This is a genomic window from Paraconexibacter sp., from assembly GCF_041602235.1.
Taxonomy (GTDB): Bacteria; Actinomycetota; Thermoleophilia; order Solirubrobacterales; family Solirubrobacteraceae; genus Paraconexibacter.
Genome location: NZ_JBFIGP010000431.1, coordinates 1 through 2214 on the forward strand (window position 1 = coordinate 1; position 2214 = coordinate 2214).

At 70.4% G+C, this 2214-nt stretch carries 5 protein-coding genes; 4 read left to right on the top strand and 1 reads right to left on the bottom strand.

Going from position 1 to position 2214, the window contains the following annotated elements; all coding sequences use genetic code 11:
• The 4 genes from ABYE80_RS20005 to ABYE80_RS20020 all read left to right on the top strand — a co-directional run.
• On the top strand, positions 1 to 388 hold a 388-nt coding region (locus tag ABYE80_RS20005), incomplete at its 5' end, for a Na-translocating system protein MpsC family protein (RefSeq protein ID WP_372792076.1).
• 54 nt (positions 389 to 442) lie between these two features.
• Complete coding sequence (locus tag ABYE80_RS20010) at positions 443 to 1126, top strand: Crp/Fnr family transcriptional regulator (protein ID WP_372792078.1); 684 nt, start codon at positions 443 to 445, stop codon at positions 1124 to 1126.
• A complete protein-coding gene (locus ABYE80_RS20015) occupies positions 1126 to 1557 on the top strand; it encodes an NUDIX hydrolase (protein ID WP_372792080.1) in 432 nt (143 codons plus the stop codon). Before ABYE80_RS20010 ends, ABYE80_RS20015 begins: the two co-directional genes overlap by 1 nt.
• Positions 1558 to 1567: 10 nt before the next feature.
• Positions 1568 to 1966, top strand: coding sequence for an ASCH domain-containing protein (locus ABYE80_RS20020; RefSeq protein WP_107568069.1), 399 nt, complete (start codon positions 1568 to 1570; stop codon positions 1964 to 1966).
• Positions 1967 to 1983: 17 nt separating this feature from the next.
• Here the strand turns inward: ABYE80_RS20020 and ABYE80_RS20025 are convergent.
• Positions 1984 to 2214 (bottom strand): hypothetical protein (locus tag ABYE80_RS20025; RefSeq protein WP_372792083.1); only part of this gene is annotated, 231 nt, incomplete at its 5' end.

Below are 2214 nucleotides of genomic sequence, written 5' to 3' on the forward strand. Positions count from 1 at the left end.
AGGCACCATGTCCGCAGATTCCTCAGAGCAGTTGAAGGGCGGGCCGCTGGCGGCCGCCATCTCGACGATGGTGGTCACCGTGCTGGCGGAGCACGTCGGCCGGGGACCGACGAAGGCCAGGGCCTACCTGCACGACGAGCTCATCACGGTCGTGGTCCGCGACGGGCTGACGGTGGGCGAGCTGACGCTCCGCGACACCGGACGGCCGGACACCGCGCTCGCCTCGCGCGCGGCGCTCCACGCCGCCGTCCAAGATCGACTCGTCGAGGAACTCGAGCCTCTCATCGAGCAGCGCGTCGTGACCGTCCTGAGCGATCAGCGGCTCGATCCCGACGTCGGCGTGTTCTGCTTCGTGCTGGGCCAGGAGGCCGCCACCACGACGAACTGACGTCGCCGAGGTGCCGATCTCGGCTTCCGGGGCGCAGCCGCATAGGATCTCGCCGTGGAGACCACCACGCACCTCCTCGGCACCGTGCCCGTGTTCGAGGCACTTGGGCCCGCCGATCTCGAACGGGTCGCACAGGTCGCCGTGCCGCGACGCTTCCCCGCGCAGCACGTGATCTTCCGCGAGGGCGACGCGTCGGACACCTGCTACATCGTCCGCCAGGGTCATGCGCGCGCCATCAGCGAGCATGCCGACGGGCGCTCGATCGCCCTGGCGCACTTCGGTCCGGGGGACATCTTCGGCGAGCTCGCGATGTTCGACGACGAGACGCGGTCGGCGACGGTGGAGGCGCTCGACGACGTCGAGACCCTCGCGATCCTGGGATCCGACATGCACCGGCTCATGCGCGAGCACCCGGACATCGCCGTACGGCTGGTGGTCGGGCTCGGCCGGCGGCTGCGCGAGGCCAACGCCCGGCTGGCACGCCAGTCCTTCCAGACGGTGCAGAGCCGGGTCGCCGAGGTGCTGGTGCAGCTCGTCGAGCAGGCGCGCGCCGAGGGCGCGGGGGAGCGCGACGTGCTCGTCAAGATCACCCAGGCCGACATCGCGCAGCTGGCCGGATCCTCGCGGGAGTCGGCGAGCCGCTTCCTGGCCGTCCTGGAACGCGCCGGCGTCGTGACGCAGGGCCGAGGCCGCGTGACGGTCCACGAGCCCGAGTCGCTGCGGGGCTACATCTACTGATGCCGCAGGCGGAGTCCGAGTTCTCGGCCGGCGGGGTCGTGGTCCGCGACGGCCGGTGCGTCGTCATCGTGCCCACCCGCCGTGCCGCGGACGGCTCGAAGGTCCTCGCGCTGCCGAAGGGCCACCCCGACGACGGGGAGTCGCCCGAGCAGGCGGCACTCCGCGAGGTGCGTGAGGAGGCGGGGGTCACGTGCGTCGTCCGCCAGCCGCTCGGCGAGGTGCGCTACTGGTACCAGCGCGGGGGACGGCGCATCGCGAAGGTCGTCGCGTTCTTCCTGCTCGACTACGTGGACGGCGATCCCGCGGACCACGATCACGAGGTGGAGGACGCCCGCTGGGTCCCCCTGGAGCAGGCTGCCGAGACCCTGACCTACGACGGCGAGCGCGAGATGGCCACAAAGGCGCTGTCGATCCTGCGAGCCAGCGAGTAGGGTCCACGGGATGCAGGTGCTGAACTTCTACTCGACGATCTTCGCCGACCAGCTCAAGCGGGGGCGCAAGACCGCGACGATCCGCCTGGGCGACAAGTCGCACAAGTACAAGAAGAACCAGGCGGTGATGGTCACCATCGGGTACCAGCACTCGCCGCGCGAGAAGATCTTCGACGCGGTCATCGACCAGGTCGAGGTCAAGCGCGTCAAGGACCTCACGCCCCGGGACATCGAGCACGACAACCCCGAGTTCCGTCGCCACGAGGAGATGATCCACTTCCTCGAGCAGATCTACGGCAAGTCGGTGACGATGGACGACATCGTCACGGTCGTGCGGTTCTCCCAGATCATCGAGAACCCGCCGACGTTCACCGATCGCCTGCACGGCATCGGCGGCGCCCAGAACTGACCGGGCCCGGGCGCCCGCTACAGGCCCCAGGAGCGGTACAGCGCGTCGGCCTGATCCGGGCGCGCGTACCGGTGATCGGACCGCAGCGGCCCGTCCTCGCGCGCGAACGCGATGTCGATCTGGGCGAGCTGCCCGTCGAGCGGGCGCAGGTGCCCGTTGTAGAGGTCGGCGACGGCCCAGCCGTGCTCGGCCATCCACCCGACGACCTCGGCGAGCTGCGCCGCGCCCGGGTTCAGCGCGAACAGCGA